Annotated in this window: 23 protein-coding genes and 1 tRNA gene; 18 read left to right on the top strand and 6 right to left on the bottom strand. The window is 30.6% G+C overall.

Features of this window, described 5'->3' with window-relative positions:
- Positions 1–23 precede the first annotated feature (23 nt).
- The 4 genes from OA93_RS02145 (at position 24) to OA93_RS02130 (ending at position 3,937) form a co-directional block, all read left to right on the top strand.
- Entirely contained in the window at positions 24–1,013 is a 990-nt protein-coding gene (locus OA93_RS02145) for a histidine kinase (RefSeq protein WP_039111474.1), read from the top strand.
- Positions 991–1,719 carry a LytTR family DNA-binding domain-containing protein gene (locus OA93_RS02140; protein WP_039111473.1) on the top strand — a complete coding sequence of 243 codons (729 nt, stop codon included), beginning with the start codon at positions 991–993 and terminating at the stop codon, positions 1,717–1,719. Before OA93_RS02145 ends, OA93_RS02140 begins: the two co-directional genes overlap by 23 nt.
- Positions 1,720–1,913: 194 nt before the next feature.
- On the top strand, positions 1,914–3,059 hold the full coding sequence (locus OA93_RS02135; RefSeq protein ID WP_052259343.1) for an agmatine deiminase family protein: 1,146 nt from the start codon (positions 1,914–1,916) through the stop codon (positions 3,057–3,059).
- Between the two features lie 401 nt (positions 3,060–3,460).
- Positions 3,461–3,937, top strand: a complete 477-nt coding sequence (locus OA93_RS02130) for a GNAT family N-acetyltransferase (RefSeq protein ID WP_039111472.1) — start codon at positions 3,461–3,463, stop codon at positions 3,935–3,937.
- Between the two features lie 83 nt (positions 3,938–4,020).
- Here the strand turns inward: OA93_RS02130 and OA93_RS25315 are convergent, their stop codons facing one another.
- Entirely contained in the window at positions 4,021–4,221 is a 201-nt protein-coding gene (locus OA93_RS25315) for a PKD domain-containing protein (RefSeq protein ID WP_255398717.1), read from the bottom strand.
- A 664-nt stretch (positions 4,222–4,885) separates the two neighbouring features.
- Here OA93_RS25315 and OA93_RS02125 point away from each other — a divergent pair.
- From OA93_RS02125 to OA93_RS24980, 6 genes are all read left to right on the top strand, one after another.
- Entirely contained in the window at positions 4,886–7,702 is a 2,817-nt protein-coding gene (locus OA93_RS02125) for a carboxypeptidase-like regulatory domain-containing protein (RefSeq protein WP_052259342.1), read from the top strand.
- Between the two features lie 28 nt (positions 7,703–7,730).
- Positions 7,731–8,939, top strand: coding sequence for a DUF4876 domain-containing protein (locus OA93_RS02120; protein ID WP_052259341.1), 1,209 nt, complete (start codon positions 7,731–7,733; stop codon positions 8,937–8,939).
- A 10-nt stretch (positions 8,940–8,949) separates the two neighbouring features.
- Positions 8,950–10,461: a DUF6850 family outer membrane beta-barrel protein gene (locus OA93_RS02115; RefSeq protein ID WP_131474445.1), complete on the top strand. Its 1,512-nt coding sequence runs from the start codon at positions 8,950–8,952 to the stop codon at positions 10,459–10,461.
- A 30-nt stretch (positions 10,462–10,491) separates the two neighbouring features.
- Positions 10,492–11,634, top strand: a complete 1,143-nt coding sequence (locus OA93_RS02110; RefSeq protein WP_052259340.1) for a cytochrome c peroxidase — start codon at positions 10,492–10,494, stop codon at positions 11,632–11,634.
- Between the two features lie 166 nt (positions 11,635–11,800).
- Positions 11,801–12,775: a hypothetical protein gene (locus tag OA93_RS02105; protein ID WP_039111470.1), complete on the top strand. Its 975-nt coding sequence runs from the start codon at positions 11,801–11,803 to the stop codon at positions 12,773–12,775.
- 254 nt (positions 12,776–13,029) lie between these two features.
- Positions 13,030–13,176 (top strand): hypothetical protein, encoded by a 147-nt coding sequence (locus OA93_RS24980; protein WP_165572082.1) that lies wholly within the window; start codon positions 13,030–13,032, stop codon positions 13,174–13,176.
- A 165-nt stretch (positions 13,177–13,341) separates the two neighbouring features.
- Here OA93_RS24980 and OA93_RS02100 read toward each other — a convergent pair whose 3' ends face one another.
- The 3 genes from OA93_RS02100 to OA93_RS02090 all read right to left on the bottom strand — a co-directional run bounded on the left by OA93_RS02100 (position 13,342) and on the right by OA93_RS02090 (position 15,815).
- Entirely contained in the window at positions 13,342–13,833 is a 492-nt protein-coding gene (locus OA93_RS02100) for an SgcJ/EcaC family oxidoreductase (RefSeq protein ID WP_052250070.1), read from the bottom strand.
- A 98-nt stretch (positions 13,834–13,931) separates the two neighbouring features.
- On the bottom strand, positions 13,932–14,513 hold the full coding sequence (locus tag OA93_RS02095; protein ID WP_039111469.1) for a Crp/Fnr family transcriptional regulator: 582 nt from the start codon (positions 14,511–14,513) through the stop codon (positions 13,932–13,934).
- A gap of 207 nt (positions 14,514–14,720) precedes the next feature.
- Positions 14,721–15,815, bottom strand: coding sequence for an exopolyphosphatase (locus tag OA93_RS02090; RefSeq protein ID WP_039111468.1), 1,095 nt, complete (start codon positions 15,813–15,815; stop codon positions 14,721–14,723).
- A gap of 819 nt (positions 15,816–16,634) precedes the next feature.
- On the opposite strand from OA93_RS02090, the gene OA93_RS02085 reads away from it, so the two are divergent.
- The gene (locus tag OA93_RS02085) at positions 16,635–17,228 is read left to right on the top strand and encodes a serine acetyltransferase (protein WP_039111467.1); all 594 of its coding nucleotides are present in this window, start codon (positions 16,635–16,637) and stop codon (positions 17,226–17,228) included.
- 62 nt (positions 17,229–17,290) lie between these two features.
- Here the strand turns inward: OA93_RS02085 and OA93_RS02080 are convergent, their stop codons facing one another.
- Together OA93_RS02080 and OA93_RS02075 are read right to left on the bottom strand one after the other, a co-directional pair.
- Entirely contained in the window at positions 17,291–17,704 is a 414-nt protein-coding gene (locus tag OA93_RS02080) for a hypothetical protein (RefSeq protein ID WP_052259339.1), read from the bottom strand.
- A 185-nt stretch (positions 17,705–17,889) separates the two neighbouring features.
- Positions 17,890–17,961, bottom strand: a tRNA-Glu gene (locus OA93_RS02075).
- A gap of 811 nt (positions 17,962–18,772) precedes the next feature.
- Here OA93_RS02075 and OA93_RS02065 point away from each other — a divergent pair.
- From OA93_RS02065 to OA93_RS02035, 7 genes are all read left to right on the top strand, one after another.
- Positions 18,773–19,648, top strand: coding sequence for a hypothetical protein (locus OA93_RS02065; protein WP_131474444.1), 876 nt, complete (start codon positions 18,773–18,775; stop codon positions 19,646–19,648).
- A gap of 239 nt (positions 19,649–19,887) precedes the next feature.
- Positions 19,888–20,193 carry a hypothetical protein gene (locus OA93_RS02060; protein WP_039111464.1) on the top strand — a complete coding sequence of 102 codons (306 nt, stop codon included), beginning with the start codon at positions 19,888–19,890 and terminating at the stop codon, positions 20,191–20,193.
- A gap of 27 nt (positions 20,194–20,220) precedes the next feature.
- Positions 20,221–20,496, top strand: a complete 276-nt coding sequence (locus OA93_RS24410; RefSeq protein WP_165572081.1) for a tyrosine-type recombinase/integrase — start codon at positions 20,221–20,223, stop codon at positions 20,494–20,496.
- An 86-nt stretch (positions 20,497–20,582) separates the two neighbouring features.
- Positions 20,583–21,227, top strand: a complete 645-nt coding sequence (locus OA93_RS02050) for a hypothetical protein (protein ID WP_039111463.1) — start codon at positions 20,583–20,585, stop codon at positions 21,225–21,227.
- 198 nt (positions 21,228–21,425) lie between these two features.
- Positions 21,426–22,097, top strand: a complete 672-nt coding sequence (locus OA93_RS02045) for a hypothetical protein (RefSeq protein ID WP_039111462.1) — start codon at positions 21,426–21,428, stop codon at positions 22,095–22,097.
- A gap of 195 nt (positions 22,098–22,292) precedes the next feature.
- Positions 22,293–22,898, top strand: coding sequence for a hypothetical protein (locus tag OA93_RS02040; protein ID WP_131474443.1), 606 nt, complete (start codon positions 22,293–22,295; stop codon positions 22,896–22,898).
- A 158-nt stretch (positions 22,899–23,056) separates the two neighbouring features.
- The gene (locus OA93_RS02035; RefSeq protein ID WP_039111460.1) at positions 23,057–23,911 is read left to right on the top strand and encodes a hypothetical protein; all 855 of its coding nucleotides are present in this window, start codon (positions 23,057–23,059) and stop codon (positions 23,909–23,911) included.
- The last annotated feature ends 84 nt before the right edge of the window (positions 23,912–23,995 follow it).

Raw genomic sequence — 23,995 nt, 5'->3', positions numbered from 1 at the left:
CTTTGTATAAAATTTAAAGTCAAATGAATAAAATTTACTACCATATTCTTTTTTGGGTATTTATCTTTTTATACGTATTTGATTATATAGCCTCTTTTTACAATTTCAAAGAAAGTGTTTTGTACTCTTCTCTTGAAGTTATATTTTTTGGTATAGAATTTTATATTAATCTATTGGTTTTGCTTCCGTTTGTTTTAAACAAAAAAGGGAAAATAGCCTATATCGCATCACTAGTTGTCTTATTAAGTCTTAGTTTCTCTGTTTATTACTTTACGGGTTTAAATGTTATTTTGTACGATGATGATTTGCTAAAGTCTTTTACTTCATTTCTTTTAAACCATTCGCTTTATATTTTTATCTCCTATATTGTTTGGGTTTTTAATAAATATTTTACCGAGAAACAGTTGCGATTACAATTAGAAAACGAAAAATTACAAACGGAAATGATGCTGCTAAAATCTCAAATTAGCCCACATTTTCTTTTTAATGCCCTCAATAATATTTACGCATTAACTGTAATAAAAAGTGATAATGCACCCAAAATGCTAGCTACTCTGGCAGATATACTTCGTTATTTTCTTTACGAAGGCAGCAAAAAACAAACGTCCCTAACATCGGAAATTGAAATAATCAACAAGTATATTCAGATTCAAAAATACCGCCAGATAGAAGGAATGGATAATATCACGTTTAATGTTTCCGACGACAATTCGGTAAAACAAGTGCCGCCATTGTTACTCATTACACTTATAGAAAATGCGTTTAAACACGGTGATATTATTGAAAGTAAAAATGGATTTGTTACAATAGATTTAAAAACGATTCAGAATAAGATTGAATTTACGATTGCAAATTCATTTCAGTTTAAATCAAATAATCAAGGAATTGGATTGCAGAATTTAGAATCTCAGCTTAAAAACTTGTTTGGGAATGAATATGAATTAAAAGTTGAAGACAGCAATTTGATATATAAAGTAAGCCTAAGCTTTTATGGAAACAAAGACAGTATATAAATGTTTAATCGTCGATGACGAAACGCTGGCCCGTATATTAATACGCACGCATTTGCTGCAAATTCCAGAACTCGAAGTTGTACACGAATGCTCATCGGCTCTTGAAGCAGACAAATACCTAAAAACGCATAAAGTTGATTTAGTTTTTTTAGATATTCAGATGCAGCATTTATCAGGAATAGATTTTTTAAAGTCATTACAAAATCCGCCAAAAGTGATTTTTACAACAGCTTATTCTGAATTTGCTTTGGATGGTTATGAACTAAACATTGTAGATTATTTATTAAAACCAATAACATTTGAGCGCTTTTATAAAGCAGCAACCAGAGCATTAGAATTATTGAATTTAGAGAATGATACCAAAGATGCTACCGAAGCTACTTTTGTAGATAAATCGATAGTTATAAAATCCAGCCATCAGCATATTAAAATTCTCTTGACAGATATTTTATACATAGAAGGGCTTCATAAATATGTAAAAATTGTTACGGAGAAAAAAAATTACACAACCTTAATTGCTCTGTCAACAATGGAAGAAGAACTTTCGAACCAGACTTTTTATCGTTGCCATCGTTCCTTTATTGTCAACCTCAACAAGGTAGAATTAATAGATGGTAATCTGGCCATTATTGGCACTCATAAAGTGCCGATTAGTAAATTAAACAAACAAGAATTTCTAGCCAAATTAGGTAAGAGAATTGGTTAAGAAATAAGCAAAACAAACTTTCTGTACCCAAAACAATCCATTTGGGAGAAAAAAAATAATTAGGGGTTTAATAAGTATTCTATTTGTCGAATAATTATTAAACCCCTTCTCGTATTAGTCAATAGTTTTTGCCTAAAATAAAAGAGGAATTATAGTTATACCAAAGAGTATAAATAATTTAAAAAACAAAAAAAATGAACAATAAAGCAATCTTAACTATGACTTTTGCAATTTTAATTTCGGCTTGCGATAGTGCAGATCTTGATGCGACAACATCTAAACCAGATCCAACTAAGCCACTTACTTCTGTTCTTTATACGATGCCAGAAGAATCTTCGACTCATGAAGGAACGTGGTTACAATGGCCACATCAATATGAGTACGGAGTAAGTTATAGAAATAGTTTGGATGCAACATGGGTTGCGATGACCAAAGCATTAGAGTCTACAGAAAAAGTTCATATTATAGCGTATGATACAACAGAAAAAACAAGAATAGAAAAACTTTTGGCAACAGCCGGAATACCACTAACGAATATTAATTTTAAAATACATCAAACAAATGATGTTTGGGTTAGGGATAACGGTCCTATTTTTGCCAAAAGCCAATCAGGTCAGGTAGTACTTCAGGACTGGGGATTTAATGGTTGGGGAGAAAAATTTGGTTATGAAAAATGTGACGCAATCCCATCTTTTATAGCATCAGAAATTGGTATGACAGCAATAAAAGTTCCTATGGTAAACGAAGGCGGAGCTGTAGAACTAGATGGTAATGGCGTATTAATGGCTACTAAAAGTGCTGTTTTGAGTCAGAAAAACAGATCGACCAGAAATTACGGTATGACACAAGCTCAAGCAGAAGCTAATTTCACAAAGTATTATGGTGCAACAAAATTTATTTGGTTAGAAGGAGGTTTTAGTAAATATGATGTAACCGATATGCATATTGATGGAATTGCAAAGTTTGTTCCTGGTAATAAATTGGTAACGATGAGTAATGATGATTTGCTGGATTGGGGATTAAAACAAAGTGATATCGATTTATTGTATAATGCCTCTAACAAAAATAATCAGGCATATACCAAAGTTTATTTGCCATTATCTCAAAATGATGTAGTAACTACAAATGGAACCGATTTAGGCTATAAAGGATGTTACATAAATTTTTATATCGCCAACGGAAAAGTATTAGTGCCAAATTATAATGATCCTAACGATGCTGTAGCAAATGGTATTATTGCAGGTTTGTTTCCGGGAAGAAAAGTTATAGGAATCGATGTTCGAAATTTATACAAAAATGGAGGAATGGTGCATTGTGTAACACAGCAACAACCGAAATAATAAAAAAGAATTAAAAATACCACGAGTGCTTCATTATAAGGAGAAAGCTCAAAACCTCTTCAAATGTTTTATTTTGGAGAGGTTTTTTATTTAAATTTAACCCGTTGGGTGCAATTAATTTTAACACATAGAGACATAGGTCTTGTACGCACAAAAAAGGCGTTTCACTTATTTAAAATGCACATAGCTAGCTATGTGAAAGGAATATATTTCTTTTTGTACTCTTTTTTACACATAAAATCTATGTTTCTATGTGTTAAATAATTTTTTTACGAATTGCACACAATGGGTTAAATTTAATTTATATCAGTGTAAAGATGTTCTTCTTAACTTAATGATATTCTATTCAGGTTGCGTGTTTTTTAATTCATTCAAAAAAGTATTTTGCATATATTTGAAATATGAATATAAATAATAAAAACATAGCTACAAGGCGAGCCACAAATACTGATTTGCCTAAACTTTCAGAATTTTTGCAACATCTTGTTAATGCAGAACGCCCGTTTGACCCAACATTAAAAGAGGGCGAAATATTCTATTATGATATACAGGAACTTATACTAGATGAGGTGACAGAAGTTCTGGTTGTCGAAAGCGATAATCAAATTATTGGATGCGGATATGCGCAAATAAGATCGGCAAAAGATTTTCAGAAACATGAATTATTCGGGTATATAGGTTTCATGTTTGTGAGCCCGGAATTTAGAGGAAAAGGTGTTAGTAATCTAATACTTAACGACCTTAAAAAATGGGTTTTATCTAAAGGAATAACAGAGGTAAGACTCGAAGTATATTACGAAAATGAATCGGCAGTTAAAGCATATGAAAAAGCGGGCTTTAAAAATCTAACTACAACAATGCGTTGTGTTATTGGTTAAAGGTTTATAATTATATAAATACATAAAAATTAATAGAATAATAAAGGATTCTTTTAATTTTTATGTATTTATATAATGCTTATTTAATCGATGGTTATGCTTCTTTTATGCGAGGAAGTACAAGATGATTCTGAACCTTTTTTAACTGTTACATCAGCTTTTACTTCAAAAGTACCAGAAGTACTATAGACATGTGAAATCGTATTGCTACTTACAGTTTCACTAGTACCATCTCCCAAAGTCCATGTTACAGCATCGAGAGTGTACTGTCCTGTATATTCAATTTCGTAATTAACTTTTTTCGGATTAGTTTCGTCTGAATTGTGTTTTAATTTAACATATATAGATTCTGAAATACAATCAATCCCTTTCTCGATATCAGATTTGCTACAAGAAAAAGTAGAAGTATTGAAGAGGTAATAAGTAGAATGGAGATTTTATTTTTTATACCTTTTTTTAATCTGTTAGTTGCAAGTATAAATAGCGTGTCATACAAAAGTAGCTCTTTTTAAATTTTCTTTTTTCCAAAAGTGTTTGTTAATTATAAACCGAAAAAATGTTTTCATTTTTCACATTTTTTATGTCTTTTAGAATTCTAATTAAATACCGATAACTAGGTAATCTGATTTATCATTTTTAACTTTTCGGATAACCTTTATTATAAACAATACAAAAGTTGAGACACATTTGCTTTGTATTCTTTTTCAGACACCTTTATGATTAAGGGAGAAATTTATTTTAGAAACTAAATCTGGAAAAAGAAGTCTTTAATTGATTGATAGTTAGTGTTTTGTTTTTTTTAGATAACTAGGAGATTGAGCCCTTTAAATATGGGAGATTACATTTTTTAAGACTTACTATTTTTATCTAGTCTAAATTAAGTTATATTTGCAACTTTTAATCACCTTTCTGTTATATATCATATAACTGCATTACAAATTAACTACAATGACTTATTGTAATAGTCTCCCGCCAATATTTTCTAAAAGCATTATTCTGTTAGTATTCATCTTATTTTCTAACCTTGGTTTTACACAAAATATAAATAAGTTAAATATTCAGATTACCGTTAAAGATGCCGAAAGTAAACTACCTATAAAAGGGGCTTTGCTAACTGTAGAAGGATCGTCTCAGAAATATAAAGGACAATCAGACGATTTTGGAAGCATTGTTCTGAATGCTATTGTAAGCGGTAGTTACAAAATAAAGCTATCATATTCAGGTTACGAAACCATCGAAAAAAAGCTAGAGTTTACAACCAATCAAAATTTGTCTTTAGAGTTAAAACCTGCAAGTATTGAGTTAAACGAAGTAGTTATAACAGCTACAGAGTCTCGAGGAATGACAAGTACCTCTATTATTGATAAAAGAGCCATGCAGCATTTGCAACCTTCGAGCTTTACCGATTTATTAGAACTATTACCAGGCGGACGCTCCAAAGATCCTGTGTTTAATGCATCAAATCACATTAAATTAAGAGAAGTAGGTATAGCCGATTCTAATTATGATATTTCCTCTCTTGGAACTGCTTTTGTAATCGACGGAATTCCTCTTAATACCGATGCTAACTTACAATATTCGACTGGACCAAGAATGACTATTACTCCGGGTTCCGGATATGCAAATACACGCAGGAATACAACATCAAAAGGAGTAGATATGCGTTCTATCTCTACAGATCAAATTGAGAAAGTCGAAATTATAAGAGGTATTCCATCTGTAGAATATGGTGATTTAACCAGCGGACTTATTAAAATTAAACGAAAAAGAGGACGCAGTAATTGGGAATCTCGTTTTAAAGCAGATGAATTTAGTAAGCTGTATTATGTAGGGAAAGGATTTGAATCTAAAGAGAAACGATTTGTATTGAATGTTGGACTTGATTATCTGGATGCAAAATCAGATCCTCGTAATAGTTTCGAAAACTACAAAAGAATCACTGCATCTATACGAGCGCAAAAAATATGGGAGGATGATTCTTATCTGCTTCAATGGGATTCTAGTTTAGATTATAGCGGTTCGATGGATAATGAGAGAGCAGATCCTAATGTTGGTTACGCAAAAATTGATAGATATAGTTCTGATTATAATCGATTTTCTATAGCTAACTCATTCGATTTAGACTTTAAAACATCACGATTTTTAAAATCGATTCATGTAGCTACATCACTTAGTCAGCAATATGATAAAATCGAACAAACCAAATGGGTACAAGTATCAAATGCTACAGCGATACCTAATAATACAGAACAAGGAGAATCCGACGGTATTTTTTTAACGCCCCAATACGCTTCAGATCTTCTGGTTGATGGTAAACCATTTGATGCTTTCTTAAAAGCAATGGGAGATTTTGAGGTTCGTTTATTTGGAATAACACATGCTTTAAAAGCAGGTTCGGAGTGGACATATTCTAAAAATAACGGAAAAGGTCAGGTTTACGATACCACACATCCGCCATCTCCAGAAATGACAACACGCCCCAGATCATATAAAGATATTCCTGCTAGTACAGATATTGCTTTTTTTGCCGAAGATGCTATTACAATTCCTTTAGGAAAACATCAATTAAACCTTGCGGGTGGTATTCGAGCCATGTCATTATTAAATGTACCATCAGCTTATGCTATTCACGGAAAATATTATTTTGATCCCCGAATTAATGCACAATGGGTACTTCCGTCTTTCCAGATAGGGAAACATGCATTAAAAACGGAACTTACAGTAGGAGCAGGGCAATATACTAAGTTCCCAACATTGGCACAGCTTTATCCCGATTATGTATATAATGATTTGGTGCAGCTTAACTATTATCATAATACTCCCGAATACCGAAGAATTAATTTAATGACCTATAAAACGTCTGCAATAAATTATGATTTAAAGCCGGCAATAAATAAAAAATGGGAGGTTCGCACAGATTTCTCTTATGATAATAACCGATTCTCTGTTACTTTTTTTAATGAACGTTTAGATTCCGGATTCCGAAGTGGGTCACGATATCATGCGCTTTCTTATAAAAAATATGATAGTAGTTCTATAGATCCTTCAGTACTAACATCGCAACCCGATCTTGCCCAAATGAGTTTTGTAATGGATACTTTATTAACCACTTACAACATTACAAACAACGGAAGTAAACTACTAAAAAGCGGTGTTGAATTTCAGTTATCGTCTAAACGTTTTAAGTCTATAAATACGCGATTTACATTAAATGGTGCTTGGTTTAAAACGACTTATACTAATAGTAATCCTGTGTATAAAAGTGGACAAAAAGATATAATTATTAATGGCAAACGACTTCCGTATTTAGGTCTTTACCAGTGGGATGATGGTTCTATAAAACAGCAATTAAATACAAACTTAATTGTCGATACTTATATCCCCTCACTTGGTTTAGAATTTTCTAGTTCCTTTCAATTTATGTGGTTTAGAAGCAATCAATCTACACCTATGAACGGAACACCAATTGCTTATATAAACCCTTCTGGAGAACAATATCCTTATCTCGAAGAAGATAAATCAGATCCTATTTTGCAATGGTTGGATATAAAATACAACGACGATTTATTTGAGAAAAGAACAATCCCAATGTCAATGAATATGAATTTGAAAATCTCTAAAGATTTTTATAAAAAAATCAGAATATCAATGTTCGTTAACCGACTCTTTAGTTACTATCAAAACTACGAAATCAATGGACAGAAGATAGAACAAAGAGGGCTAACTTCTCCTTATTTCGGGATGGAATTAAACTTGAATTTATAACCTTTAATATTAAATAAATACCTCAATTATGAAAATTAAACTATTACCCATTTATCTCACAATAGCCATAATGGCTTTACTACAATCTTGCTCAAAAGATGACGATAATTATAGTAGCAAACAAACCGCTATAACCTTAAAACTTGTTAACCCGGAAGATTTAAATAATGTTGCACTTTCTAATCTTTCGGTATCTTTTAAAGAACTTAATACAGGTAAAATAACAGAGAGTAAGTCATTTGTAAATAATGATCTTTCTATCGAATTAAGTGAGGGATCTTACGAAATTGCTATCAACGGAAAAATCCAATATTCTGCGGGAGAAAGTACTGTTGAGGCAGCAGTAAGCGGTTACAAAGAATCGGTTGTTATTACAGGAAAAACAGCGCTGGTTTCTTTAAACCTTTTTCTAAAAACAAGCCAATCAGATTTTATTATCGAAGAAGTGTTTTTTACAGGAACCCGAACTGCCGAAGGAAAACAATATCTAGGAGACAAATACTTTAAAATTTACAACAATACAGATGAAGTATTATACGCAGATGGATTAATGATTGCTCAATCGGAATTTATGACGGTAGAGAAACAGGCTTATACGCCAAATATCATGGCGAAATCTTTTGCAGCATCGGCAATTGCTATTGTTCCCGGAACAGGAACTACATATCCTATTGCTCCGGGAGGATTTTTTATTATTGCCGAAGATGCAATTAATCATAAAGAATACAACCCGGGTTCGATTGATTTAAGAACAGCCAATTTCGAATTTTATACAGAAGATGCAGATGACGTAGATAATCCTGCAGTTCCTAATATGGAGAATTTATTCTCATCGATGATTGTACATAACAGAGGATTCAAGAGCTTTGTTATTGCTCGTTTGCCAATAAATAAAGATGCTTACTTGGCAGATTACACGTACGACTATGAATATAATTTGGTAGTAGGAGGAGAAAGTTATCCTATGGGAGAGAGTGTTTACTCTATTCCTAATTCATGGATTGTAGATGCAGTTAATTTAAGTGTTGCGTCAGAATTTCAATGGATTGTTACCGATCCATCATTGGATATGGGATGGACATACTGCGGAAAAGTAGATGCAGACCAAAGTCGTTACGGAAAAAGTGTTCGTCGTAAAGTGCTTTCAACTGACTCAAAAGGTAAAAAAGAATTGAAAGACACTAATAACTCTACATTAGATTTTAGCCCAGAGGTTAAACCATCTTTAATGAATTAATAATTTAATCATGAGTTTTCGTTCCATCTTTCTATTTATTATTTTTAGTTCAGCTATGCTACATGCACAGGATAGTACCTCGGTTCTTATCCGGATTCATGAGGATTTAGCTCTCGAAAATAATTTTTCTGGTGCATTTTATACAAACCCTGCAAATATGCAATATGCACGCCGCTATTCCTTATCAGAGTTTAGCGCCGGATATAATACTACATCGCAGCAAGCCAATATTCAACAATTAGGAAACGGCATTCGTGAGTTTCTTATTAACGCACAATCCTATTATAAGATTGATTCTAAAAATACGGTTTGGGGAAATGCAAACTATAAAAATGGTCAACGTAAAAATGTACAATGGAACGAAAGCTCAGATTATCAGGTAATATATCCTTATGTAACCGCCGACTCTATAGGAGGAGATCTCTCCTTTGAAGAATATTCTTTTAAGGGAGGATATTCTAAAGGATATCAAAAAATGACCTTGGGAATCGTTGCCGAATACCGTGCTTTAATGGAATACCGAGATATAGATCCCAGACCTAAAAATACAGTTTCGGATCTTAAAGTAGCACTCGGAATATCACGAAATATAGGAAATCATTATGCGATTGGATCAGCTATTAATTTGCAAAAATACACACAGTCAAATAATTTGAAATTCTTCAGTGAGTTAGGCGCACCCGCTGTGTATCATATGACAGGACTTGGAGTCTATAACAACCTACTTACAGGAAACAAACTGAGCTCTTATTATGATGGGAAAGGATATGGCGCAAACGTGCAATTATTTCCAAAAGACAGGAATGGGTTTGCTTTATCTATTGGATATAACCATTTTGATTATGAAAAAATAATGACCGAATTTCAAGACCTTATCGCATCTAGTATTCTAGAGAAACGTTATGATGGAGAACTTTCTTATTTAAAAAAATCAGAAGAAAAGGCTTGGGGTACAAAAATCGGATTTTATTATATTGATCGGGCAGGAACCGAGAATATATTCGACAATCAGACTTCATCATCTTACGTAAAAATATCCGAAGCTACCAAATATACAAATCAGGTTACATCGGTTATATTTTCAGGTTTATACAGTATTCCTAATCCAGAATTATCATGGTCTATTGCGCCAAGTTTTAATTTAAAAAATACTGCAACAAAATATATAGATCCCTTAAGAACTATCGATATCCAGCAAGGTATTGGCCGATTAGATCTTTCTGTATCAAAACTTATATCGGAATCATTAATTAAAGTCTCGACATCATTAGAGCATAGCTGGGCTCTAGATTCAAAGATGAAACTTAGTGATCGCATAAATACAAATCAAATTTTTGAAATGTTAGATTATAATTTTGCTTACTTATCATCTGCTTATACCAAAGTAAATCTAACAGCACGTTGGGATTACAAATATGAAACAGACCTTAATTTTTTCATCAAAACAGGTTTGGATTACTACAATTATTCTAAAAACAAAAACAATACTTATTTTCAAATGTCACTAGGAATGACGTTTTAATAGGCATTGCAAAATATCTATTACTTTATAATGAAGTCTATTTTATTAAAAACCTTTTTTCTTATTCTGTCCGTTGGTATTGTACATTCATTATTGAGTTTTAGCGTTACGCTAAGCGAAAAAATAGCAAATACCAATTGGAGAGAACTTTATAGTAAGCCAACAAATCAATGGCCAAAACCAACTATCGACAAAGGTGTTACTTGGCAAGAATTTGAACCTTTGGATGTAGATACAAGTTATTACGAAAGGATGGATGATCCCAAAGTTATACTAGGACAGATGCTTTTCTTTGATCCAAAACTTTCAGGTTCTAATCAGGTTTCCTGTAGTAGCTGCCATGATCCTGAACTGGCTTGGGGAGATGGGAGAGAAGTATCTTTGGGTAATGACCATTTACAAGGCAAGCGCAATACCCCGTCTTTATATAATATTAACGCGCGAAAATCATTCTTTTGGGATGGTCGTGCAACAACGTTAGAAGAGCAAGCGCAAGGACCAATTACGGCACATCATGAAATGAATATGGATGCTAAAAGTCTGGCTAAAAAGATAAAAAATATTAAAGGCTACGTCGTTTTATTTCAAAATGCCTACGGAAACGCTGATGTTACTTATGATAAAATCTTGCAATCATTGGCAACCTTTCAAAAGACAATACTGAGTAAAAGAAGCCGGTTTGACGCTTTTATCGATGGAGATTATAGTCAATTATCTGACCAGGAAATACAAGGGTTGCATCTTTTCCGTACTAAAGCGCGTTGTATGAATTGCCATTCGGGGAAATATTTTACCGATGAATCATTCCACAATATAGGACTTACCTATTATAAGAGAGATTATGAAGATTTAGGGCTTTATCATATTACTAAAAAGGCAGAAGATGTTGGAAAATTCAGAACGCCTTCACTTCGCGATGTCATGCACACAGGGCCATGGATGCATAATGGTTTGTTTGATAATATGACAGGTATTGTTAATATATACAATAGCGGAATGCACATGATAGATCCAGATGAAAGCGAAAAAGCTGCGGATCCTTTATTTCCACAGACAGATGTATTGTTGCAACCTCTAAATCTAGATGATGATGAGATTATAGCCTTGGTTTCTTTTATTAAAACCTTATCGGGAAGACAATACAAAATGGAGCGTCCACAGATACCGAGGTAAATATAATTGCATAAAATTAAAATTATGTAGTTTATTGTTTGTAGTATAAATACTTATATATTAGCGTTGGTAAAAAAGCAAGTTATGTGGTGTAAAATCATTTATAATTTGCTTTTTTTTATCATTAACTAACTAAATTAAGTAGCAATACTATCTAAAGAAAACAATGAAAAAATTGAAATTACTGGCTATTATCTTTCTATTATTTGGAAAAAACATAAATGCTCAAAACAAAATCGATGGTATTTTTAAATTGAAAATAGAACAAGCGTTAATTTCACGAGGAGATAATTTTCCTAATTTCAGAACAAATAAAGACAGTTTAGATATATTTTTATTTGCACTCCATAAAGGGTTTTCGCCAGCAGATTTTCAGAAATTCACAAAGTTTAGTGATGAAAAAATGACGAGTTTAATTACCTTGTTAGAATCTAAAAATTGGCTTCATAAAATCAATAATCAATATAAACCAACAGTTTTTATTACCGATGCAAAAGATGGAGAACTGCTTTATAAATATGCAAAACCCATTTCGGGAAAAATAACCAAATCGATAATTAAAAACTTAGCCGATATTAAGCTGCAATTTGGAAAAACAGAGATATCAAAAACACAAGATTTCCAAAAATGGTCATTCTTTATTTTAAGTAATGTGCTATTAGATTCCTGGCAAATTAATGATGTCGAAAAAGGATTTCTAAAGCAAGAAGACAGACCTTTAAGACACGGAAATCATTACTATTACAGAATTAGTGAAAATACAAATGCAAAAACAGAATCTTTTGGGATTTACGGAAATCAATCCGAACAAATAGATGGCAAAGACGTTTGTGTTTACGGAAATAACAGACTTCATGTACAAACAAATTCATTCGGAAATTTAGTTTCTAAATCAGACAATATTTTGTTTGAAGAAATAGCTAAAAACTATTTGCCAGACTTATTAAAGATTCTGGAAAGCGAAAGAGAATACAGTAAAAAAATCTATACTAAATTAGGCTACGATAAGGAAATATCTTTCGAGGAATTTTTTATCTGGTGGTATCATTTCATTTATACACAAGCAACGGATGAAATGCATAAAAAAGAAGTTTTAACGATTCCAGCTGATGGAAATTTTGATTACGTAATAGAAGAATAAATAATTAAAACTTAAATATGTATGAAAGGGAGATTTTGTACAAATTTAAGTTCTAATATTGTTTTTGTTTGATAAAACTCCCTATCCCTTTCATTTTGAATGCTTAACCTTATCATTTTGATAGGTATTATAAATTAAATGGCAATATTAATTATTTAATTTATTGGTATTTAGTGCTTTAATTTATTTTTGATTGCTTTGGCATACAGTTTGCACACTTTGATTCCTAATATTATGAATTAAAATTAAAAAACATGAAAGCAAATAAAACAAGAAAAAAAGATTTGACAGAGCTAGACATATCAGAAAAATCGATGAAGAGAAAAGGCAGAATTATTAACTCAATAGTGTTTGCTGTGGTTTCCTTTATTGCTATTATGATGATTTCTAAAATAGTGTAGTACTATTTAATTATTATAATTTTTAGCAATTGTTAGATTTGCTTTTTTTGTCTTATTCGGAACTTTATTAAACTATAATAAAAGGGTTATAAAATAGTAAAGCCTCAGATTTCGCTGAAGCTTTACTGCACCCCTCACAGGACAATTCTGGAATTGTTTTATTGATTATTTTGTTTTATTAAACATATAACGGGCAATTTTCCATTCTCCATTTTCTTTTGCCAATACAAATAACTCCCTGTTTTCTTCTGGAACAGTTTGTCCATTAGCGTGAATTAATGTTGTGCCTTTTGAGTTTGTTACTGCATAAGCAATATCTCCACTAATGTTTATTTCTTCAATAAAAAACTCAATGTTTAATTGAATTGATTTAAATACAAATTCATAGGAATCTTTTAGTTGTTGTTGGCCTTTTGCAGTTGGGGCAGAGGTTGGCATAAATACACCATCTTGAGTGTATAATGACAAAACTTTAGATACATCTGATGTGTTTAAGGCATCACGATAAGAGAAAAATAATTTTTCTATGGCTGTTTTTTCTGCTGTTGTATTCATTTCTACTTGTTTTAAATTATTTGTTACGGATTTGTTTTCTGTTTGTTTTTGACAACTTGCCATTAGCAAGAGCAAAGAAATCGGGATTAGTATTTTTTTCATTTTATAATGCTTTAATTACATTACAAAGTTGAGGTAAACAGAAGAGTAACACTTATAAACAAGTTTAAGAAATACCCTTAAACTATATTAAGGGTAAATTACTTTTTAGTAATATTATTGCGGATTTTACTCAGGAATTCAGGCGTTATACCAAGATAAGAAGCTATTTGAGTATTAGGAATTCGGTTAGAAAGTTTCGGATATTGACCTAGAAAAGTCTGATATCTTTCTTCGGCAGTAGAACTAATATTTTGTAGAACCCTATTTTCGAGTTCAATAAATTTGTTTTCGATAATAACTCTAAAATTTCGATCAAATTTCGGAAAATGAGTATAGAGATATAAAAGGTTCGATTTTTCTATTTGCAAAATAACAGCTGGTTCCATAGCTTCGATATAAAGTCGGCTTGGTTGTTCAGAATGAAAACTACCAATGTCAGTAATCCATTCATTTTCTGAAGCAAATTGAATGTTATGTTCCGTTCCGTTTTTATCAACAGCATACATTTTAAAAAGTCCAGAAATAACAAAAGTATAATGCCTGCAAACATCATTTTCCTGAAGTATAAATTGTCTTCGCTTGATGTTTCTTTCAATCACACGATTACTCAATTCTTCCTTTTCCTTGCTGTCAAGAGGAAGATAATTATCAAAATGCGATATGAGTATGTCTATGTTCACGATGTCTTTTAAAAGCTAATATAAAGCTAATTTACTACAAGTAATAAATTTTTCAGCAACGATTTAGCAACATGATCTTTTGATCAGGCATAAAATACTATTCTATAAAAAAAAGCTCCAGATTTCTCTGAAGCTTTACTTAATGTTATATGTAAGTTCTATAATGACAAAACAGAATAGACTTTGTAAGAGTGTAAAAAAAGATACTTAAAAATTAGTATTTACTTTTTTAGAGCGATCTGCAATGTATGACATAAGCCAAGTTACTTGTCCGTCTTTTACAAAGTATATTTTCTTTTTCTCTAAATTTGGAATACTTTCCAGGCAAGTTACTAGTATGTTGTTTGCTGAAATAAGGTATCGTTGATCGTATGTAGTCAAAACTCTAGCAGCTTCTTTATTCGTTTTAGCATAGGTAGTAAACTTACCGAAATTATTTTTCAGGATTGCATCATAATTCATAACGTCCTCCAACGTAAAAGAAATATAATGATCTTTAGTGTTTTCATCATAATAAAGAGCTGAAAACGCCCAAACAGCTCCTCCAGATAAATAAATCTTTTCCTTTTTTAATAAAAGAGGATTTGCATCAAGCAATTGTTTTATCTTCTTACGCAGAATTGGGTTAAAATCAAAAGCCTTTTCCTGATAGGTTGACATATCATTAGCTTGACTTTGATTTACAACCGTTTTTTTTACTGCATCAGTAAGTGTCATTGTACCGAAATCAAGTTCCAAAGGAATAAACTCTAATCTGTTATCTCCAATCTCATCAATGTATCCGCCTTTAGTAGTTTGGGCACCAATATCAAGGAGCAGAGCGTTTGAATAATCAACAGGTGGTATAGCACCTTTAACTAGTATTTTAGCCTCTTCGTCAACATTAATTATATCAAAACTTTTGCTAGTTAAAGTAGAAATTCTATTTCTTAAAACGTCAATGTTGCGAGCAGATGAAAAAGCAGGAGCAGCAACTATAAAAATATTTTCTTCGGGAATTTTAAATTTGGCTCTTATTTCTCTCAGTTGACTAAGAACTATATTGCTAGTTTTATTAATGTCGTCCTGAGGAAGCTCTCCGTAAGTAGAAATATGTTCGGCAAGGTTAATTCTCTCATTCGAGAAGTGGAGAATTGTATAGTCTGCTTTCTTAATATTATTTATCTCTACAACAGAAGTTTTTATTGCTCTACGTCCGATTTCAATTCCTGCGTAAATGTTTTTTTGAGAAAATGAATTGATGGAAAAAAATAAACTTAAAAGGGTAAAAATTAGAATTTGGGTTGTGTGTTTTTTAAGCATTGGATTTAATTACTGTTATAATTTAATGAATAAAGATTGTGAGGGAATTGTTTGTTGTTTTGTTTGTAAATTAGATATTTGAATTGTGGGTAATATTTTTTTAGTGTAAATAATTTAAAGACTACAGAAGTGGACTTCTCAAGGTTAATATATCTTTTATATTAACAATAAAGTAAAAGGATCTCATGATTAGTTGCTTATATATAAGTGACAAAATGATAGAGTATTTGGTTACCAAGTCTTAAATGCTGTGAAGTAAAAACTATTAAATACAAGGCCACAAATTTATAAAAACATTTATTAGAACAAACTCAGTTATTAGGAAAATATATTATTAAATTGTTAAGACACTCGCATATTATTTTATATTTCTAATGTGTTGAAAAAGAGTAATAAGCAAATGTGATTTATTTAGAAAAGTGGAATAATGACTCATTTAGGGAAGTGTTTCTATATAAAATTGCATTAGGATTCCTGTATCTGTACAACTTTTCGTATTTTATGAAATCTATAAAAATCTCATAACCTTTGTTATAGTTCTTAGAAATTACAAAAAAGAGATAAGTTTAGGAATGCGAGATTATAATTTTGATTTTTTACCTGGCATTAATATCTACTATAAAAAACGTAATGTCTAATGTTTCCTTAAAATATATATAAGGCTTAACGATTAGTAGGATAAATATTATATATTTGGCAAAAAAATAATGCAAACCTTTGTAAATCTATCTTAATTTAGAGGTAAGCATTAAGTTTACTGCGCCATTATTAAGTAATATCAATTAAGCAAAGGCAAATTTTGCATTTACAAGAAATAAGATGAAAAATAATATAAAAAAAATCGTTGTAATATTAAGTGCGATACGACTTTTACCTCATATTCTTTTGTTTAATTTTCATGGGAATAAGAAAGTAATACATTATGATGTCGAACGTTGGCTGAAGATAACTAATTCAGGAAGCAATACTCAATTTGGTTTCCTAACACTTATGACATTTTACCCAGAATATAGAAACGTTTTTTATGTAAGAGTAGGAAAGATTTCTTTTTTAATAAATTGGTTGTGCCCAAAGATGAATACACTATTTATTTTGACAAAAAATATTGGGCCAGGGTTATTTATTCAGCATGGTTTTGCAACAATAATATCTGCTAAATCTATTGGTCGCGATTGTTGGATTAATCAGCAAGTAACTATTGGGTTTTCAAATGCTACAGATAGTCCTGAATTAGGAGATAATGTAACAATTAATGCAGGTGCTAAAATAATTGGAAAAGTAAAAATGGGAAATAACTCTAAGGCTGGAGCAAACGCTGTAGTTGTAAAAAATGTTCCTGAGAATTGTACCGTAATTGGTGTTCCTGCATATATTATTAGAAGGGATGGAGTCAGAGTGAAGGAAGAATTGTAAATATCACTAGTAATATCAAAAGTTCTAAAAAAAGAAAGCTTCAGAGAGATCTGAAGCTTTCTTTAGATTAAATCAATTAATTCACCTTTAGTTTCCGCTAATTGGCCATGTGGTAAATTGCCTTTTTTATATTCTAACCACAGCGAATTTAACCAGTAATCATTATGTTTAATTTCTAATGACTGTAATATTAAGCCAAAATCATCAGATACGTAGGAAGATAAATCAGGATGATTTGTTATAGAATATACGAGTTTAAAAACTTTTTCTCTTAAGCTGTGGCTACTAGTTTTGTCTATTTTACTTTCACTAACTTTCACTTTGATGATATCAAATATTTCCATCCATTTTTCAGAAAAATAGTCTTCGTCTCTTTCATCTAAAATCATGTCAAAATCATCTTCAGTATAATTCGACAGTACAAGAGGTAAATTGTTCTCAATAAAAAAGTTTAGCTTTTCTAAAATCTGCTCCATTTTACTATTATTTATTATTAATGCAGTCCTTTTTTTTGTGTTGATTTAACTGCAAAGATTTATAAAGCTATTGATTAAATTTTGTAAACCTTTGTGTTATCTATTCTCTAAAGAGTGTAGTTTTTATTTCTTTAAAGTAAATATAAACGAAAAAAGCTTCAGATCTCTCTGAAGCTTTTTCTTAGTAGCCCGTAGCGGAATCGAACCGCTCTTACATGGATGAAAACCATGCGTCCTAACCGATAGACGAACGGGCCTACTTTGCTATTGCGGGTGCAAAAATACAATCAATTTTAAAATACACAATAGTTTTTTCGAAAAACTTTTTTTGGTTACACTGAAAAGAGCATTGTTAAAAATCATCAATCATAAACAGAATTGAGTTAATTAAAATGTATTTATTTGATTAATAATTGGTTGTTTTGTTTTAAAAATGGATGAAGAGGTTTTTTTTCTTCTTTATATTAAAATGTTAAATTTTATTAAGAATGATAAATATTTACTTTTGAGAGATTATTCTTATAGTTTTTCTGTTGATTTTTTGAAAAAATGCCTGTTGTTGGAAGTATTCTAATGAGATATAATGCGAATATTACTGACTTTGCACATTTTTTTGTTATTGTGAATGATGATTGCGATAAGATATCCTGGTTTTGTTTAAGCAATAAAGCAGTGATGGATAATGTAAATGCAAATGCAAATGGCAATACTTGTAATAGACTGTCTTTGTCGGAATTTAATTTATGCTATAGAATTATACACTTACTGATATTCATACTCAGAATTGAAGTTATACGCATGTTAAGTAACGATTAGATGATTAATCCTCGACAAACTATGTTCAAATCATTCTATAAGTTGGTAGCGTAAATTTAGAATGTTCCAATATTTTAGAGGTAAACTAACAGATGCGACTGCATCTCAAATAAATCTACTGTGTATTTTAGGCTTTTTTTATAAACATCAAATAGCTAGTGTTTCTAGAATTAGATTAAAATAGATTTATTTATGGATAATATAATATAATTATGAATTTAAAAAAAAATGTTCTTTTGCTGTTAAAAATTTATGATGAAAAATCTTTCTGGAAAGGCATTAAAAATTTCTACTATAATTGTATTATTTGTATTATTTGGGATATTGGGGTATTCTTACAATCAATATGTATATACTCAAACAGTAGCTAATGATTTAAAAGTAGAAAAAATAGAACTGGTAAAGAATTTAATAGAATCAAAAAAAGAACTTGAAACTGCTATTTCCGAAAATATTTATTATAAAGATGAATTGATTAACGAAAAGCAAAAAGTGGAAAATTTATTATATGAAATAAAGAATACTAATGTTGATGCTGTAGTTATAATAAAATATAAAAAAGAAGTACTTCGATTGAAAAGAATTGTTTCTCTTATGCAAAAAGAAAAAATAAAATTATCAAAAATTGCGAAATTGTATAAAATGCAAAGAGACAGTACAAAAATGATTTTAGGTAGTGTAAAGAAAAAAAATGACACTCTCATTGCTTGGAATAATTATTTGAAGGAAATACAAAAAAACAGTAACGAAATTGTATTGACTAACCTTGAGGTACAGTCTTTTAAAGAAGAGAGAGGGAAATTTACAGTTACTGATAAAGCAAAAAAAGTAAATATCTTAAAAATTTCTTTTACAATAGTGGGGTTTTTAAATTCGGGGCTTTCTTTGAAAAAAAAATATTATGTTCAGGTTATTGATAGTGAAAATAATATATTGGGTGAAAATAAGGAAATCAAATTTGGAAATTCTGTTTTGAATTACAGTTATATTTCTAATGTAAAATATCCAAATGATTCATTGAAATTTGAACATGAAATTAGAATGAAAGAGTTTAAAAAAGGAATTCATTTTGTTAATGTATTTGATAAAGGAAAACTAACAAATAAAGATAAGTTTGTGCTGAGATAATCCCGTGAACGTAACGAATATAAAAGTTTCAACGAAAGTTTAGAAACGAAAAAAGCTTCAGAGAAATCTGTAGCTTTTTGATTTTACAGGAACAGGACTCGAACCTGTGTTTGTTGCTTTAATTATTAGCATTTGTAAATAGACAGTCATAAATGGAGGAACGTATAAGTCTAGTCATATACGTTCCTATTTTATTGTAAAAACTTCCTGAACTATGCAAATAAAAATAATAAAATATCATGGAAATAGCTGAAACTAAAAAATTAGAGAATCTTAAAAAAATAATGAGTAACATGGAATTTTTTACAAAACTAAACCCCGATGCTGATAATAATTCGCTTAGCGTACCAATAAAATTATCTTCTTATTATGAATTAAATCTAATGGTTTCTTCTTTGCTTAAAACAAGTATTAATTTACTTAAAAATGATATTTATTCTGGAATCGCAATTGATTTAATAATCTTACTCGAAATTGCTTTACAGCTTCTTCCTGAGGATGAAATGGAGTTGCTGGATAAGATACGTGAAATAGATAAAAGGTAATGTGGGGTTGTAATCTGTACACACAAAGTGAATCAGGTATTGTTTTGTAAATTTCAATTGAGTTATCTTGAAAAAAGTTTACAAAGTGTATTAAAACAAGTACTTAAAAAAGTTAGCATAACAAAACCTATAAGTTTGCATTGGTTGCGCCATAGCTTTGCTACTCATTTACTTGAAAGCGGAACTGATTTAAGATATATTCAAGAATTTTTAGGTCATCAAAGCAGCAAGACCACCAAAATTTACACTCATGTTAGTACGAAAAGTATTCTACAAATAAAAAGCTCATTTGATGATTCATGAAATAAAAATCCTATTTTTGAAAATAAATAAGCACTGACATTTGTCAGGGATATACACAAGTTGTGCGTTAGTGTAAAAAGAAAGAGATGAAAATATTAGTAATTATATCAATTTTATTATTCAGTATTTCCTGCAAAAACAAGGAAATAAAACCAGTTAAAAAAATAGATAATTCAAAGAAAATAGAAAAGACAATTTCTGAGAATAAAAATAAATCTGACACTACTGATATTAAAGATTACCAAAATGAAGTAATGAATGAAAAAGATATTCTTTTTAATGGAAGACTAAAAAGATATTTCACTCTAAGCGAATTCGAAAAAGTATTTGGAGAAAATGACAGCATTAAATTAGTCTTAGAAGAGGGACCTTGCTATTCAATTTTTGAAAATGAAGATGGAAGTGTTGATCCGGAAGACAAATATCTTTATAAAGATGGTTCACGATTTGAAAACTCAAAAGACAAAGTAGCCGTGGATGAATTTAGATTTACAAAAAGTAATTTTATTTTATTTAAAGGAATAAAATTAAAATCAACTACATCAATAAGTGATCTTCAAAAGCTCTTTCCAAATGCAACTAAAGATATTGGAAAGATGGATGTTTATGGAGAGGGTAAACTAGAAGTAATTCAGTTAAGAGAGGATGAAAACAATGCCTCTAGCGGACATATAAAAATATTTATTAAAAATGATAAATTATACTTTATGCATTGGTGGTTTCCTTGTTAAAACACCGAACGCACAACAGCTACTACAGCAGATTTAGGCATAAGGCTTAAGGGAAAGTTGGTTTTGTATTTGGGATGATTTGGCAAATCCGAATAATGGGCTTAATTTAGTACCAAACCCGCTGAAGTACCAGGACGTTACCAGCAATTTTAAAAAGGACACATCGAACAATTAAGAACAAACTATTTTATATGAAAAATGGAATATAACATTACTCCACACAAATTATACGGCAAAAAAACAGATGAACTCTCATTTGAAGAGATGGCTTTCATACATTTATCTACAAGCTATTCTCCTATTCCAGTAAAAAACGTAATTCTAAGGTCTACTTTATCTTTTATATGTCAGAATATTCAACACTCGTTGTCTTTTGAATACAGCAAACAGTTAATGCCATATTTATCGTTGTGTGCAATACTAGACCAATTAGGCATATGTTATAACAGAAAAGACAAGGCTGAACCAAAATTTGAGAACGGTATAAAAAGGTGTTTAGTCTATTTTGGCGAAATAGACGAAGATGATGAACTTATAAATACTCTTTATGCATTAAGAAATGGGCTTTTACACAATGTAAGTTTGACATCAATTGACAAATTTAAAGACAATCATTACATATTTCGCTATAACAAGGAAATTGAGAATGTTTACCAAAAAGCAGAAGAGAAATGGGATGGTAATTATGAAACTCTTGATGGCAGCCGTGATAAATACACTACTCATATTAATGTTGAGAAATTTAGGGATTTAGTTTATAAGTGCATACAAAAAGCTGACGATTTAAATCAAAACTCTTTACTCGAATTAAGACTGCCAGGCGGAGTCAGGCAACTTTTTTATGACTATATCCGAAGTTTAGCAAAATAAAAAACTACTGGTAACAGGCGTTTGGCAAGATTGGGGTTTTGAGCTTAATTTAAAATAGGTTTTGTGTTTGGGAAATTTGTGTTTAACCGAAAAATCCCGCCTCTTTAGTCCCTAACCACGCCAAGCGCCAGAACTTTATACGTCAGTTTGCCAGAACCTTACAGAAAAAAATAGACAAAAAATACTAAAGCCAATGTGAATAATTTTATAATCATAATTGTTTCCATTTTAGTTTTGAGTTGTAATTCAAAAAACAATAAGCCGAAAATTGAGATTGTAAAAAAATCACCGAAAACAGAAATTAAATCATCTAAAAATATTGTAGCAGAAAAATCTCTTGCAATTATTTATGACACTTTAGTTTTTAATAAAAATATGAAAGGTGAATTACTAAATGAAAAGTTTAAATCTGCTGAAATCAAACTTAAATTTTACAAGAAATTTATAAATCCAAAAAAGATTAATATCCTTAAAACGATAACTGAAAAACAAACCAAAACTGAAATAAAATATTTAGGAATAATAAGCGACTTAAATAAAGAAGACTCTTATCACGTAATAACAAATTTTCATGTTTTTGGAATTGGTCAAATGTTATCACCACGAGGAAGAAGTGAAGTTGCTTTTATTAACAAAAAAAATAATCAAATTATAATTTATGATTTAGCGATGCCTTATGATTTGCCAAAATGTATTGAAAAAAACATTCTATATTTTGATAATGAAGAAACTAAAATCGGAATTTCATTTTTTGGTGGACTTGCACCAGAATTATGTATTCCGAAAATTGGGTGTAATTAAAAAACCGAACGCATAACAGCCACTACAACGGATTTGGGCAATTGGCTTAATGGAAAGATGGTTTTGTATTTGGAATGATTTGGCAAATCCGAAGAATGGGCTTAATTTAATCCCAAACCCGCTGTAGTACCAGAACGTTACCTGCAAGCTTAAACAAAATGACGGAAAAACTAATTTCAAATTCTAAAAGTTCAAATCAGAATATTCTGAAGATATATTCTTTTGTAAAAAATAACATAGAATCTAAAACTTGGGAATCAAAAGAGAACTTAGAATTGCATAGAATTTTGATTGAACTTTCTGAGAATGATTGGAATTCTCTTATTGATGATTTTTCTAATTGGAGTGAATTGGAACAAAATATTGTATCTGATTGTGTTGCCTACGGAATTGATGGAAAATTTGAAGTCAAGTACGATAATGAAAAAAGACTATTAGCCCAAGAATTATATTCAAAAATGCAGAACGGATTTTGTCACCCAGAAATAAAAAAATGGAAGAAGAATTTTAAAGTACACTCAAAAACTAAAAGTCAAAACTGTAGAGTTTTAGGAGTTTATGACTATTTATTAAAAAATGAATATGTAGATAGTGATTATTGGTCTTGGGGTGGTGGAAGTCACGAAATACAAAATAAACTTAATAGTTTTTCTGAAAAAGATTGGGAAGATTTAAAAGAAGATATTATAAATTGGAATGAAGACGACCGAGATATACTAATTAAGTCTGTCGCATTTGGATTTGACAAAATGTTGACACCTTATATTAAAAATGAGATTGTTTCAAGAGCTGGTAAGTTTCTTTTAGACTTATTTATGTTAAATATTGGGGATAGAAATGAAATAGCATATTGTTCTTTTTTTATCGCTCAATCCGACTTAAATAACTTACGAGATTTGGAAACGTTAAAAGACTGGTTGATAGCTAATGGTTATGATAGCGAAATATGGATGAAATCAGAAATAAACGCTCTAAAAAGTATTGAAGAAGCAATAACAAAAGCCAGCAGGTAACAGCTACTACAACGGATTTGGGCAATAGCCTTGGTGGAAAAATTGTTTTGTATATGGGATGATTTGCTTGGTCTGTTCGCTATC

The sequence above is a fragment of the Flavobacterium sp. KMS genome (genome assembly GCF_000813005.1).
Lineage (GTDB): Bacteria > Bacteroidota > Bacteroidia > Flavobacteriales > Flavobacteriaceae > Flavobacterium.
The sequence above is the reverse complement of the archived record's forward strand: the minus strand, read 5'-3'. Positions and strand labels throughout refer to the sequence as shown.